The organism is Pseudomonas sp. B10 (assembly GCF_900156235.1).
Classification (GTDB): Bacteria; Pseudomonadota; Gammaproteobacteria; order Pseudomonadales; family Pseudomonadaceae; genus Aquipseudomonas; species Aquipseudomonas siliginis.
Map to the genome: position 1 here is coordinate 4,183,599 of NZ_LT707063.1, position 14,078 is coordinate 4,197,676.

Genomic DNA, 14,078 nt, shown 5'->3' on the forward strand with positions numbered 1-14,078 from the left:
ATGCTACTCTCGATAAGTCGATATAAAAGTTCATAAACGCAATGGTAATAATCAACAGAATTGATTGTTCAGCGCGAAGGCTCTAGATCGGGCCTTTGCGGGCGACGGTTTTGCACCGTCGTGGGTATTTTCGACTCACTCGTGCCTCGCAAAAGTGCGGGGCGCGGTAACGCTGCTCGACCGATCGGTCAGTTTTGCCGGGCTTTTTATGGCTTAAACTGCCTTTCGATTAAACCTGCGGGCCTTTCGCCAGTCACAGACTGCATAGGGGCCGCTTCGGTCTGCCGTTTCAGCTGTGCGTCGGGATCTTCGGCGTGCGGTCGTGATCAGGAGCTTTGTGCATGACGCGCACTGGAAAAATCTTCAGCTGGACCTTCGCCATCCTCGCGCTGCTGCTGGCAGCCTTGATTCTGATCATCGTGTTCTTCGACTGGAACCGGATCAAACCCACGATCAACGCCAAAGTTTCGGAAGAACTGCACCGGGCGTTTGCCATCAATGGCAACCTCGCGGTGATCTGGCAGCGTGAGCCGGAAGAAGGCGGCTGGCGCTCTTGGGTGCCTTGGCCGCACGTGGTCGCCGAGGATCTGAGCCTGGGCAACCCGGACTGGTCGAAGCAGCCGCAGATGGTCACGCTCAAACGCGTCGAGCTGCGCATTTCGCCGCTGGCCCTGCTGGCCCAGCGCGTGGTGATTCCGCGCATCGACCTGACCGAGCCGAATGCCGAGCTGCAACGTCTGGCCGATGGCCGCGCCAACTGGACGTTCAAATTCGATCCCAAGGACCCGAACGCCGAGCCTTCGAGCTGGGTGGTCGATATCGGCGCGATCGGTTTCGACAAGGGCCACGTGACCCTCGACGATCAGACCCTGAAGACCAACCTCGATGTGTTGATCGACCCGCTCGGCAAGCCGATTCCATTCAGCGAGATCGTCGGCGACAAAGCGGCGAAAACCGCTCAGGACAAGGGCGGCGCACCGCAGGATTACGCCTTTGCACTCAAGGTCAAAGGCCAATACCACGCGCAGAACCTTACCGGGCAGGGCAAGATCGGCGGGCTGCTGGCCTTGCAGGACGCGAGCAAGCCGTTCCCGTTGCAGGCCCAGGCGAAGATCGGCGATACCCGTATCGAACTGGCCGGCACCCTGACTGACCCGCTGAATCTCGGCGCCCTCGACCTGCGCTTGAAACTCGCTGGCGACAGCCTCGGCAATCTTTACCCGTTGACCGGCGTGACCCTGCCGGACACCCCACCGTACTCCACCGACGGCCACCTGATCGCCAAGCTGCATGACGAGGCCGGGGCGAAATTCACTTATGAAAAATTCAACGGCAAGATCGGCGACAGTGACATCCACGGCGACCTCACCTACGTGGCCAGTCAGCCACGGCCGAAACTCACGGGTGCGCTGCTCTCCAATCAATTGCTGTTTGCCGACCTCGCGCCGCTGATCGGTGCCGATTCCAATACCGAGCAAAAGGCCCGTGGCGGCGCGAGCAAGCAGCCGGCAGATAAAGTCCTGCCGGTCGAAGAATTCAAAACCGATCGCTGGCGCGCCATGGACGCCGATGTCGAGTTCACCGGCAAACGCATCGTCCACAGCGAGAAGCTGCCGTTCAACGACCTCTATACCCATCTGAAACTCAACGACGGCGAGCTCAGCCTGGAACCGCTGCGCTTTGGCGTCGCCGGCGGCACGCTGGATGCGCTGATTCGCCTGAATGGCCGCACCGAGCCGCTGGAAGGCCGGGCGCGTTTGACCGCACGCAAATTCAAACTCAAAGAGCTGTTCCCGACCTTCGAGCCGATGAAAACCAGTTTCGGTGAGCTCAATGGCGATGCCGACATCAGTGGCCGGGGCAACTCCGTGGCCAAGCTCCTCGGTGGCGCCAACGGCAATCTGAAGATGCTGATCAACGACGGTGCGATCAGCCGCGAGCTGATGGAACTGGCCGGGCTCAACGTCGGTAACTACGTGGTCGGCAAGATCTTTGGCGACAAGGAAGTGAAGATCAATTGCGCGGCGGCGGATTTCGACATCAAGACCGGCCTGGCCACGACACGGCTGTTTGTCTTCGATACCGAGAACGCAATCATCTACATCGATGGCACGGCGAACATGGCCACCGAACAACTCGATCTGACCGTGACCCCTGAGTCGAAAGGCTGGCGACTGATCTCGCTGCGCTCGCCGCTGTATGTGCGCGGCAAGTTCATCAAACCTGATGCCGGCGTCAAAGCCGTACCGTTGATGCTGCGCGGGGCGGGGATGGTCGCGTTGGGCGTGATAGCCGCACCGGCGGCGGGGTTGCTGGCGCTGGTGGCGCCAAGCGGTGGCGAGCCGAATCAGTGCGCGCCGTTGCTGGAGCAGATGAAGCAGGGCAAGGCGCCGGTGACCGTTAAACCCAGCAAGTAATGCGGCGTCTCTGAGGGCGCCTTCGCGAGCTGGCTCGCTCCCACATCCGAACGCATTCCTTCAATTGAAATGCGATCCGGTGGGAGCGAGCCTGCTCGCGAATGCGGCCTGACTGTGATTACAGGTCGTTGAGGATATCCGCCATGTCGTCGGCGTGTTCTTCTTCCTGGGCGAGGATGTCTTCGAAGATGCGGCGGGTGGTCGGGTCTTTGTCACCGATGTACTGGATGATTTCGCGGTAGCTGTCGATAGCAATGCGCTCGGCCACCAGATCTTCGTAAACCATTTCCTTGAGCGTGTTGCCGGCCACGTATTGCGCGTGGGACATCTTGCTCAGCAGGTCAGGGTTGAACTCAGGCTCACCGCCCAGTTGCACGATCCGCTCGGCGAGGCGATCGGCGTGCTCGGCTTCCTGGTTGGCGTGTTCGAGGAATTCGTCGGCGGCGACATTGGCTTTCAAGCCGTTGGCCATGAAGTAGTGGCGCTTGTAGCGCAAGGTGCACACCAGCTCGGTGGCCAGCGACTCGTTGAGCAAACGCAGTATTTCTTCACGGTTGGCGTTGTAGCCCTCGGTGACCGCGCCGTTTTCCACGTGTTGCCGCGCGCGTTCGCGCAGGGTTTGAACATCAGACAAATGCACGTCACTCATTTCATTCTCCTGGAGGCTAATCCGATAGGCGCCACGTTCTGAAGACGCGGTCGCTACCCAGGTTGTGAGTCTTGAGCGAAGCGAAAAGTTTTATGCGATTTACGCCGGACGCGCTGCAGGAACTGCTGAAGACTGCGATGTCGGGAGAGTCAGACCGGTTTCGGTGGAGCGGGTGCTGGCGGACTGGAATAGGCTATCGTTGAGTTGTCATCGCCGAGGTGGATGCTTGGCGGGCGTCTTGCAGGTCTGGCATCCACTCACCGCGCACAAGGATGTAATCCATGTCGACACGTTATCCACTGGTGCTGGTGCCGGGCATGCTCGGCTTTATCCGGCTGGTGCTTTACCCGTATTGGTTCGGCATCATCAAGGCCTTGCGCCGTGGTGGTGCGACGGTGGTCGCGGTGCAGGTTTCGCCACTCAATTCCACGGAAGTGCGCGGCGAGCAATTGCTGGTGCGGATCGACGAAATTCTCCGCGAGACGGGGGCGCAGAAGGTCAACCTGTTCGGTCACAGCCAAGGCGCTTTGACTGCACGGTATGCGGCGGCGAAGCGTCCGGATCTGGTCGCCTCGGTGACTTCGGTGGCCGGTCCGAATCATGGTTCCGAGCTGGCTGATTATCTGGAAAAGCACTACCCCGGTAGCAGTGCCAAGGGCCGCTTGCTCGAAGCGTTGCTGCGCCTGATCGGCTGGGTCATGGCATTGCTCGACACGGGTTATCACGGGCCGAAACTGCCGGTGGATATCCACGCTTCTCACCAATCGCTGACGACGGCGGGCGTCGCATTATTCAATCAGCGTTATCCACAAGGGCTGCCGGAAGTCTGGGGCGGCCAGGGGCCGGAAGAGGTCAACGGTGTGCGCTATTACTCCTGGTCAGGGACGCTGCAACCGGGCAAGACCGATCGTGGCGGCAATCTTTTTGACGGCACCAACCGCAGTTGTCGCTTGTTCGCCAAGACCTTCGTTCGCGAGCCGGGGCAGTGCGACGGCATGGTCGGCCGTTACAGCTCGCATCTGGGCACGGTGATCGGTGATGACTATCCGCTGGATCATTTCGACATCGTCAATCAGTCGCTGGGACTGGTGGGCAAAGGCGCGGATCCGGTACGGCTGTTTGTCGAGCATGCCGCGCGGCTGGAGGCTGCAGGGTTATAGCCAAACAGACCGCGTCATCGTTCTTCGCGAGCAGGCTCGCTCCCACAGGTGTCTGCATTTCAACGTGGGAGCGAGCCTGCTCGCGAAGGGGTCTTATCAGGCAACGCTGACCCGGCGGCCCAAAACGGTGGTCCAGCGCTCCGACAAAACCACCCCACCCAAGGTCAGCAAACCGCCCACCAGGTGATACATCGCCAACTGTTCCTTCAGCACCAGCGCTGCGATCAACGCGGTAATCAGCGGCAGCAGATTGAAGAACAACGTCGTCCGGCTCGGTCCCAGTCGCTGCACCGCCTGCATCCACGCCAGCGGCGCGACCATCGAAGCCAGCAGGCATGCATAGAGCACCAGCGGCACGTTCTGCGGATTCAAACCGGTCTTCGGCGAAACAGCGAACAACGGAAACAACACCACAATCGCCACCAGCACCTGCAAGTACAGCAGCACCAGCGGCGGCAGGCGCAGTTGCCACTTTTTCAACAGCGTGCTGTAAACCGCGTAGGCCAGCGTGGCGATCAGCATCATCGCATCGCCCAGATTGACCCCGTGTTGCAGCAGCGCACCGAGGCTGCCGGATGACACCACCACCAGCACGCCAGCGAACGACAGCATCGCACCGACCAGCGCGCCAGCGGTCAGGCGCTGGCCGAGGCTGATGATCGCCATGGCCAGCGACATCAATGGCATCAGCGACAGGATGATGCCCATGTTGGTCGCGGTTGTCAGTGTTGCAGCGAAATAGGCAAGGCTCTGATACACCGCCATGCCCAGTACGCCGAGGATGAAAATCCGCCCCAGGTTCGGCCGAATCTGCGGCCAGTGCGCGATCACTTTCGAGAGCATGAATGGCGTGAACAGCAAGCCGGCGAGCAGCCAGCGATAGAAACCGATCTCGGCCGGGAATATTGCGCCGACCGCCAGTTTGTTGATCACGGTGTTGCCGGCCCAGATGAAAATCGCCAGCAGGGGAAACGCGTATTGCATGGGACAAAACCAGAACGTTGATGAAGGGCGATTATCGCCTGTCTGGATGCAGGCCTATACTGCGAACCGGACAACCTGCCTCTGCATCCGGACAGCATGAACAGCAAACACATCGATCTGCTCGATTTCAGCGAACTGCCGTCAGCGGTGTATTTCCGCTACGCCGATTTCAATGCCCACGAATATGCCGCGCCGCATCGCCATCCGTGGGGCACGCTCGAGTATGCCGCCCATGGCGTGTTGCACATGGATGTCGACGGCAGCCGCTTCATGTCGCCGCCGCAGTACGCGGTGTGGGTGCCGCCCGAGGTCGAGCACAGTTTCTACAGCCATCAGCCGGTCAACTATCGCGCGGTGTGTCTTGATCCAAGTGTTTGCACACGGTTGCCGGCGCGGGCCTGCACCTTGGCGATCAGTGACATTCTCAAGGCGATTCTCAAGGACTTCGCTGCCCGCGATGTGAAGATTCCGGAGCATGAGGCCGATCAGCGTCTGGCCCAGGTATTGGTCGATCAACTGCAACAGGCACCGGTGCAGGAATGTTACCTGCCATATGCGAGCAGCCCGGGCTTACTGACGATTCTCGACGCCTTGCAGGCCGCGCCGGGCGACAACCAACCGTTGGCGCATTGGGCCGCGCAAGTGCATGTCAGCGAGCGCACTCTGGCGCGGCAGTTTGTCCGCGAGCTGGGCATGAGCTTTGGCGAGTGGCGTCAGCGTTTGCGTTATCTGGCGGCGATCGAGGCGCTGGAAACCTCGCGTTCGGTGCAGGAAATCGCTTTCGACCTCGGCTACAGCAGCGGCTCGGCCTTCATCGCCATGTTCGCCCGCCAGGCCGGTTGCACGCCGGAGCAGTATCGGCGCAGCCACCTCGAGGGCAGGAAGGTGTAACAAGCTTTGACTACACTGCGACAGAGGCCGCATCCATCGGTGCGGCAACAAGGAGAAAACTCCATGAAGATGTTGCGTGTGCCGTTGTTGATGATCGGGCTGCTTGTGTGTTCCCAGGGTTTCGCCGCCACGGCGCAACAGAACAAGATGACCACCTGCAATGCCGATGCGACCGCCAAAAGCCTGAAGGGCGACGAGCGCAAGGCGTTCATGAGCACCTGCCTGAAAGCGGCACCAGCGGCCAACGATGGCAAGGAGCTGACCCCGCAGCAGCAGAAGATGACCACCTGCAATGCCGATGCGAAAACCAAGGCGCTGACCGGCGATGCGCGCAAGGCGTTCATGAGTGAGTGTCTGAAGAAAAAGTGAAACGGTAAATAATGTGGTGAGCTTGCCGGCCTCTTCGCGAGCAGGCTCGCTCCCACATTTGAAACGCGCACTCCTGTGGGAGCGAGCCTGCTCGCGAAAGCGTCGCTGAATGCACCGACAATCCCACGCCCCGCATATCCCTAGTGCTATCCCCGGATCGCTGGCAGACTGCCCATCCTTTCACGCCGTTCGTTTTGAGGCTGTATGCCAACGTTTTCTCAGCGTCATGTTGTGTTCTGGGTCAGTTGCATCATCATTTTTGGCGGTTTGCTGCTGGTGCTGCCGCTGCGCCTGTTGCCGAGCCTGCTGGCCGGGTTGCTGGTGTTCGAGCTGGTCAACATGCTCACCCCGCAACTGCAACGGCTGATCGAAGGGCGGCGTGCGCGCTGGTTGGCGGTGGCGCTGCTCGGCACGCTGGTGGTGAGTGCGCTGGCGCTGATCTTCGCTGGCGCCATCAGTTTCCTCCTGCATGAAGCGGAAAACCCCGGCGCCTCGCTCGATAAATTCATGGGCGTGGTTGATCGCGCGCGCGGGCAGTTGCCGCCGTTCATCGATGCCTACCTGCCGGCGAGTGCGGCGGAATTTCGCGTGGCGATCGGCGAGTGGGCGAGCAAGCATCTGGCCGACCTGCAACTGGTCGGCAAGGACGCCGCGCACATGTTCGTCACCCTGCTGATCGGCATGGTGCTCGGCGCGATCATCGCCCTGCAGCGCATCCCCGACGTGACCAAGCGCAAGCCGCTGGCCGCCGCTTTGTTCGACCGTTTGCATCTGCTGGTGCAGGCGTTTCGCAATATCGTCTTCGCGCAGATCAAGATTTCCCTGCTCAACACCGTGTTCACCGGGATCTTCCTCGCGGTGATCCTGCCGATGTTCGGCATCAAGCTGCCGCTGACCAAAACCCTGATCGTGCTGACCTTCCTGCTCGGCCTGCTGCCGGTGATCGGCAACCTGATGTCGAACACGCTGATCACCATCGTCGGCCTGTCGCTGTCGATCTGGGTGGCGATCGCCGCGCTGGGCTACCTGATCGTTATCCACAAGCTCGAATACTTCCTCAACGCGCGCATCGTCGGCGGGCAGATCAGTGCCAAGTCGTGGGAGTTGCTCCTGGCGATGCTGGTGTTCGAAGCCGCGTTCGGTTTGCCGGGAGTGGTGGCGGGGCCGATTTATTACGCGTATCTGAAGAGTGAGCTGAAGCTCGGAGGAATGGTCTAGAAAAGCAGCTTCGAGCTTCAAGCTTCAAGCTGCAAGTAAAAAGCAGAAGCAAGAGCCGCAGTGGCTTTTGCTCTAGCTTGCAGCTTGCAGCTTAAAACTTGCAGCAGCCCCTAAACGCCATAGCGTTTGCGGGCTTCAATCGCCAAACCGCTACCAATGCTGCCAAAGATGTTGCCTTCGACATGCCGCGCGTTCGGCAGCATCGCCGAGACGCTGTTGCGCAGGGCCGGGATGCCGCTCGATCCACCAGTGAAGAACACCGTGTCGACCTGATCGACCGCCACGCCGGCGTCATTCAACAACTGCGTAACACTGCCACGCACGCGCTCGAGCAAGGCTTCGATCGCCGATTCGAACAGCGCGCGGCTCAGCTCGACGCTCAGCCCGGCTTCGATGCGGTCCAGCGGCACGTGACGGCTGTCGGCGTGGGTCAGCTGGATCTTGGTTTCTTCCACTTCCATCGCCAGCCAGTGCCCGGCGCGCTGTTCGATCAGCTTGAACAGGCGATCGATGCCGCCGGTGTCTTCGATGTCGTAACGCATGCTGCCCAGCGCCAGCGTGGATTTCTGCGAGTACACCGAGTTGATCGTGTGCCAGGTCGCCAGGTTCATGTGGTGGCTGGTCGGCATGTAGGCGCCGCTCTTCATGCGGCTGCCGTAGCCGAACAGCGGCATCAGGCCTTGCAGACTCAGCTGTTTGTCGAAGTCGGTACCACCGATGTGCACACCGCCGGTGGCGAGGATGTCATCGTGACGGTTGTCGAGACCACGACGCTCGGGCGACAGGCGCACCAGCGAGAAGTCGGAGGTACCACCGCCGATGTCGACGATCAGTACCAGCTCTTCTTTCTCGATGGTCGACTCGTAGTCGAACGCTGCCGCGATCGGCTCGTACTGGAACGACACGTCCTTGAAACCGATTTTGCGCGCCACTTCGACCAGGGTGTCTTCGGCCTCCTGGTCGGCGAGCGGATCGTCGTCGACAAAGAACACCGGACGGCCCAGCACCACTTGCTCGAATTCCCGACCGGCGGCGGTTTCGGCGCGGCTCTTGAGCTGGCCGATGAACAGCCCGAGCAGGTCCTTGAACGGCATAGCCGTGCCGAGGACGCTGGTGTCGTGTTTGATCAGCTTGGAGCCGAGCAGGCTTTTCAACGAGCGCATCAGCCGGCCTTCGTAGCCTTCCAGATACTCGTGCAGGGCCAGGCGACCGTAGACCGGGCGACGTTCCTCGATGTTGAAGAAGACCACCGACGGCAGGGTGATCTTGTCGTCTTCCAGCGCGATCATGGTGTCCATGCCGGGGCGCAGCCAGCCGACGGTGGAGTTGGACGTGCCGAAGTCGATGCCGCAGGCACGGGCTGGAGAGGCGTCTTTCATGTCTTTCGGTTTCCGGTCAAAAAAACGGCCGCGCAGTGTATGTCAGTGCGCGGCAGATTCGAAGGCCGGTCATCCGCTATTTCGCCCCCAGACAGTTGAAAACCACCGCATCGCCCCAAACTTGCTGGCATGGGCCGGCAGACACACCGGCGGTCGCAAGAACCGCCGTCCACTGCCGATAAACTTCTGCGGCGCCACCCGGTCACAAACTTGAGATCGGTCAACCCGGCACGTGCCAATCGGCGCATGCTGGTCTCGGCGCGAAATCGATAACGGATGGTGATCCTTCCATGGACTTCAAAGACTATTACAAGATACTCGGCGTGGAGCCGACAGCCGACGACAAGGCCATCAAGGCGGCCTATCGCAAGCTGGCGCGCAAATACCACCCCGATGTCAGCAAGGAAAAAGACGCCGAGGCCAAGTTCAAGGACGCCTCGGAAGCCTATGAAGCGCTGAAAAGTGCCGACAAGCGCGCCGAATATGACGAACTGCGCCGTTATGGCCAGCACGGTCAGCCGTTCCAGGGCCCACCGGGCTGGCAGAGCCGTGGCGGCTTCGGTGGCGGCGGTGGCGACACAGGCGACTTCTCGGACTTCTTCAGTTCGATCTTCGGCAATCGCGGCCCCGGTTTCGGTGGCGCCGAGAGCCGCCAATCACGCGGACGCCGAGGGCAAGACGTGGAAATGGAACTGCCGGTCTTCCTCGAAGAAACCCTGTCGAACGAATCGAAAAAAGTCACCTTTCAGGTGCCGCAATACAACGCGCACGGCCAACACGTCAGCAACACCAGCAAGAGCCTGAACGTGAAGATTCCGGCCGGCGTGACCGATGGCGAGCGAATTCGCTTGAAGGGCCAGGGCGCACCGGGCATCGGTGGCGGGGCGAATGGCGATCTGTACCTGACCATTCGTTTTGCGCCGCACCCGAAATTCGATGTTGAGGGCGAGAACCTGATCATCACCTTGCCCCTGGCTCCGTGGGAATTGGCATTGGGCACTGAAGTGGCCGTGCCGACCCTGACCGGCAAGATCAACCTCAAGGTCCCGGCCGGCAGCCAGAACGGCCAGCGCATGCGTGCCAAGGGCCATGGCCTGCTGAACAAGGCCGGCGAGCGCGGTTATCTGTTCGTGCAGCTCAAGACCGTGATGCCCAAAGCCTCCGACGATGAGGTCAAGGCGCTGTGGCAGGAACTGGCGAAGAAAGCCGCCTTCAATCCGCGAGAGAACTTCTGAACCCGACGACGGAGTAGCCCATCATGAGCAGCCCCCTGATCGTTCAACTGGACCTGGCAGAATTCTGTGAGGCGGCCGACTTGTCGGACGTCTACGTGATCGAAATCGTCGAGCACGGCATCCTCGAACCTCAGGGCGCGCAGCCCCGGGAATGGCGTTTCACCGACTACGAATTGGCCTTGGCCAAGCGTGCGGCGAAGCTGCGCCGTGATCTGGAACTGGAGTGGGAAGGCGTGGCGCTGGCGCTGGATCTGCTGGATGAGGTGAAGCAGTTGCGCGCCGAGAACCGCATGTTGCGCCAGCGGTTGGGGCGGTTGGTGGTCGAATAAGTTGTTTGAGGCGATGAGGTCTGATCCGGCCTCATCGCGAGTCGGCCCGCTTGTGCCGGGTTAGTGTTTGCGAGTGTTTCACCCGGTATGAACCGGCAGGATGGTCTGATAGTTTTCCGGGCACATGTTGGCAATGGATGCCGACGGTCGTAGCGCCAGCCAGACTGGCCAGCGCTGCGCAATCTTTGCAAGGAAGCCTGTCAATGCCAGTCAGACCCAAGCCGCCCAAGCCGGGCGCAGTCGATATCACCACCCCTGGGCGCACATCCCGGGATTCCGCCACGCACGGTATCGAATCACCGCATCTGACCCCCGGTCCGTTCATTCGCAAGACCCCGCCCGATACCAGCGAACCCGGCAATAGCACGCAGCAAATGGAAACTGCAGTTGCCCCGCACAGCGTGCACGTCGACCCGACGCCGTCTACATCTGGTCCCGTCCCGAAGCTTAAAACCTCGGCTCTGGAGCGTTACCTGATTGCCTCGACAGCCCCTCTACCGCAAGCGGACATTGACGGGTTTCGCGTATTCAAAGGACGCCAATACGCGGACCTGCAGGGCGGTGGTACGGTGCTGATCGGCGTCGATGCCGAGACCGGTCTGCATCGGGCCAGATTGTCCAGCGAGCTGCAGCCGTCCGGCCCTGTGCTTGCCTACGATCCGTTGAACAAGCACTGGTACGCGCTTGAAGAGTCCAGCGCGTCGCCGGACGCTGCCGCTGTCCCGGGCAAAAGCCGCAGGGTGGCGCGCCAGAGCGATGAAGACTACGAGTCTGCCGTTGAAGAGCTGTCCGACGATGTCGGTGCGGCGCAGGAACACTTCTATCTGGCATCCGAGTCGATGCCCGCCAAACCCTTCACCGCTGACGAATTGCGTGCGATGCGCAGCGAAACGCGGTTTTCGTTCCTTGCCAATCGGCCCGGGGTCTACGACCGTGCCAATAACGGCAAATACCCATTCCGGGACATGGCCGGCCGGCCTGTCAGGATAAAGAAGCTCCAGACCCTGGCGCGTTTCGAAGACGGCAGCCGTTATACCTCCGAGCAGATCAAGCCTTACATCAAGTTTGGCGCCTACGAGCATGTCGCGCGGTTGTATGAAGAAAAGCTGCAATGGCGATTGTTCACCGAGGCCGACATGACGGTGCCCGGAGAGCAGGCCCTGGTCGGCCAGTCAATGGTGGTCGCCAACCGGCGCATCACCCGAGGCGAGGTGGTCGGTGTCTATGCTGGCGCGATCATGCCGGGACGTCTTGTGCCGCTGCCCCAGCAGTCATACACCATGAAGGTCGGCGTCCGTTATCAGCCGGGACCTGGATATTTGATCCCCTACGAATTCGCGCTGGTCGGTGACACGATTATCTCGCGGATCAACACGCGCTTTTGGTATGACGCGGCGGGCAAGCCGGTTCGTCAGGCTACGGAGGGTTACAACGTCGAGTTCGTACCGTTCGATGTCGAAGCGCAACAGTGGATAGGCAAGGAACTGGTCACCCGCGACTTCATTCTCAACGCCATCTTCGCTACCGAAGACATTCCGGCGGGAACCGAGTTACGCATCGATTACAACTACAGCGATGCGGACATCGCGAAACTGTTCCCGTGACTGCCTGAGCGATCGCGACTGAATACGGACCTGCGCGCCCGTATTCAGCACACTCCATCATCAGAACAGAAAATAGCGCTGCGCCATCGGCAGCGTTTCCGCCGGTTCGCACCACAGCAACACACCGTCTGCCTTGACCTGATAGGTCTGCGGATCGACATCGATGTTCGGCAGATAGTCGTTGTGGATCAGGTCGGTTTTCTGCACGTCGCGGCAGCCCTTCACCACAGCGATCTGCTTCTTCAACCCCAGAGCCTCCGGCAATCCGGCCTCCTGCGCCGCCTGGCTGATAAAGGTCAGGCTGGTGGCGTGCAGCGAGCCGCCGTAGCTGGCGAACATCGGGCGGTAATGCACCGGTTGCGGTGTTGGAATCGAAGCGTTGGCGTCGCCCATCAGGCTGGCAGCAATCGCGCCGCCCTTGAGAATCAGCGTCGGCTTCACACCAAAGAACGCTGGACGCCAGAGCACCAGATCGGCCCACTTGCCGACTTCGATCGAGCCGACTTCATGGCTGATGCCGTGGGTAATCGCCGGGTTGATGGTGTACTTGGCGATGTAACGCTTGGCGCGGAAGTTGTCGTTGCCCTCGCCGTCCTGCGGCAGCGGGCCGCGCTGTTTTTTCATCTTGTCGGCGGTCTGCCAGGTGCGCGTGATGACTTCGCCGACACGGCCCATGGCCTGACTGTCGGAGCTGATCATCGAGAACGCGCCGAGGTCGTGGAGGATGTCTTCGGCGGCAATGGTTTCGCGGCGGATGCGGCTTTCGGCGAAGGCGACGTCTTCGGCAATGCTCGGGTCGAGGTGATGGCAGACCATCAGCATGTCGAGGTGTTCGTCGATGGTGTTGCGGGTGAACGGCCGGGTCGGGTTGGTCGAGCTTGGCAGCACGTTGGGGAAGCCGCAGGCCTTGATGATGTCCGGCGCGTGACCGCCACCGGCACCCTCGGTGTGATAGGTGTGGATGGTGCGGCCCTTGAACGCGCCGAGAGTGGTTTCGACGAAGCCGGATTCGTTGAGGGTGTCGGTGTGGATCGCCACCTGCACATCGTACTGGTCGGCGACGTTGAGGCAGTTGTCGATGCTCGCCGGAGTGGTGCCCCAGTCCTCGTGCAGTTTGAGGCCGATGGCACCGGCCTTGACCTGTTCGATCAACGGCTCCGGCAGGCTGGCGTTGCCCTTGCCGGTCAGACCGATGTTCATCGGGAAAGCATCGGCGGCCTGGAGCATGCGCGCCAGATGCCACGGGCCGGAGGTGCAGGTGGTGGCGTTGGTGCCGGTGGCAGGCCCGGTGCCGCCGCCGATCATGGTGGTGACGCCGCTCATCAGCGCTTCTTCGATCTGCTGCGGGCAGATGAAGTGGATATGCGTGTCGATGCCACCAGCGGTGAGGATCATGCCTTCGCCGGCAATCACTTCGGTGCCGGCGCCGATGGCGATGGTCACGTTGGGCTGCACGTCGGGGTTGCCGGCCTTGCCGATCGCGGCGATGCGCCCGTCCTTGAGGCCGACGTCGGCCTTGACGATGCCCCAGTGGTCGATGATCAGCGCGTTGGTGATCAGCGTGTCGACCACTTCGGCGGCGAGCAATTGGCTCTGGCCCTGGCCGTCGCGGATGACTTTGCCGCCACCGAACTTCACTTCCTCGCCGTAGGTGGTGAAGTCCTTCTCGACTTCGATCCACAGCTCGGTATCGGCCAGGCGCACCTTGTCGCCGACGGTGGGGCCGAACATGTCGGCGTAGGCTTGGCGGGAGATTTTCATTTCCGTTCCTCGGAACTGAGCTGCAAGCTTCAAGCTGCAAGCCTCAAGTAAAAGCGAATGTGCGAGCGCCACAAGACTGCTT

At 61.0% G+C, this 14,078-nt stretch carries 12 protein-coding genes; 8 read left to right on the forward strand and 4 right to left on the reverse strand.

Annotated elements, in window-relative coordinates; all coding sequences use genetic code 11:
* Positions 1-341: 341 nt before the first annotated feature.
* Positions 342-2,417, forward strand: a complete 2,076-nt coding sequence (locus BXA01_RS18895; protein ID WP_076565469.1) for an AsmA family protein — start codon at positions 342-344, stop codon at positions 2,415-2,417.
* 118 nt (positions 2,418-2,535) lie between these two features.
* Here BXA01_RS18895 and BXA01_RS18900 read toward each other — a convergent pair whose 3' ends face one another.
* On the reverse strand, positions 2,536-3,066 hold the full coding sequence (locus BXA01_RS18900) for a ferritin-like domain-containing protein (RefSeq protein WP_016771904.1): 531 nt from the start codon (positions 3,064-3,066) through the stop codon (positions 2,536-2,538).
* Positions 3,067-3,347: 281 nt separating this feature from the next.
* Here BXA01_RS18900 and BXA01_RS18905 point away from each other — a divergent pair, with 281 nt between their 5' ends.
* Positions 3,348-4,226: an esterase/lipase family protein gene (locus BXA01_RS18905; protein WP_076565471.1), complete on the forward strand. Its 879-nt coding sequence runs from the start codon at positions 3,348-3,350 to the stop codon at positions 4,224-4,226.
* A 96-nt stretch (positions 4,227-4,322) separates the two neighbouring features.
* On the opposite strand, the gene BXA01_RS18910 is transcribed toward BXA01_RS18905, so the two are convergent.
* Complete coding sequence (locus BXA01_RS18910) at positions 4,323-5,210, reverse strand: DMT family transporter (protein WP_076565474.1); 888 nt, start codon at positions 5,208-5,210, stop codon at positions 4,323-4,325.
* Positions 5,211-5,306: 96 nt separating this feature from the next.
* Here BXA01_RS18910 and BXA01_RS18915 point away from each other — a divergent pair, with 96 nt between their 5' ends.
* The 3 genes from BXA01_RS18915 to BXA01_RS18925 all read left to right on the forward strand — a co-directional run bounded on the left by BXA01_RS18915 (position 5,307) and on the right by BXA01_RS18925 (position 7,688).
* On the forward strand, positions 5,307-6,101 hold the full coding sequence (locus tag BXA01_RS18915; RefSeq protein WP_016771901.1) for an AraC family transcriptional regulator: 795 nt from the start codon (positions 5,307-5,309) through the stop codon (positions 6,099-6,101).
* 63 nt (positions 6,102-6,164) lie between these two features.
* Positions 6,165-6,470 carry a PsiF family protein gene (locus tag BXA01_RS18920; protein ID WP_016771900.1) on the forward strand — a complete coding sequence of 102 codons (306 nt, stop codon included), beginning with the start codon at positions 6,165-6,167 and terminating at the stop codon, positions 6,468-6,470.
* A gap of 204 nt (positions 6,471-6,674) precedes the next feature.
* Entirely contained in the window at positions 6,675-7,688 is a 1,014-nt protein-coding gene (locus BXA01_RS18925) for an AI-2E family transporter (RefSeq protein ID WP_016771899.1), read from the forward strand.
* Positions 7,689-7,798: 110 nt separating this feature from the next.
* Here the strand turns inward: BXA01_RS18925 and BXA01_RS18930 are convergent, their stop codons facing one another.
* A complete protein-coding gene (locus BXA01_RS18930) occupies positions 7,799-9,067 on the reverse strand; it encodes an Hsp70 family protein (RefSeq protein WP_024011396.1) in 1,269 nt (422 codons plus the stop codon).
* Between the two features lie 290 nt (positions 9,068-9,357).
* On the opposite strand from BXA01_RS18930, the gene BXA01_RS18935 reads away from it, so the two are divergent.
* The 3 genes from BXA01_RS18935 (at position 9,358) to BXA01_RS18945 (ending at position 12,235) form a co-directional block, all read left to right on the forward strand.
* Positions 9,358-10,302, forward strand: coding sequence for a DnaJ C-terminal domain-containing protein (locus BXA01_RS18935; RefSeq protein WP_076565476.1), 945 nt, complete (start codon positions 9,358-9,360; stop codon positions 10,300-10,302).
* Between the two features lie 23 nt (positions 10,303-10,325).
* Complete coding sequence (locus BXA01_RS18940; protein ID WP_016771896.1) at positions 10,326-10,631, forward strand: chaperone modulator CbpM; 306 nt, start codon at positions 10,326-10,328, stop codon at positions 10,629-10,631.
* 203 nt (positions 10,632-10,834) lie between these two features.
* The gene (locus BXA01_RS18945) at positions 10,835-12,235 is read left to right on the forward strand and encodes an SET domain-containing protein (protein ID WP_076565479.1); all 1,401 of its coding nucleotides are present in this window, start codon (positions 10,835-10,837) and stop codon (positions 12,233-12,235) included.
* A 60-nt stretch (positions 12,236-12,295) separates the two neighbouring features.
* Here the strand turns inward: BXA01_RS18945 and ureC are convergent, their stop codons facing one another.
* On the reverse strand, positions 12,296-13,996 hold the full coding sequence (ureC, locus tag BXA01_RS18950) for an urease subunit alpha (protein WP_024011399.1): 1,701 nt from the start codon (positions 13,994-13,996) through the stop codon (positions 12,296-12,298).
* Between the last annotated feature and the right edge of the window lie 82 nt (positions 13,997-14,078).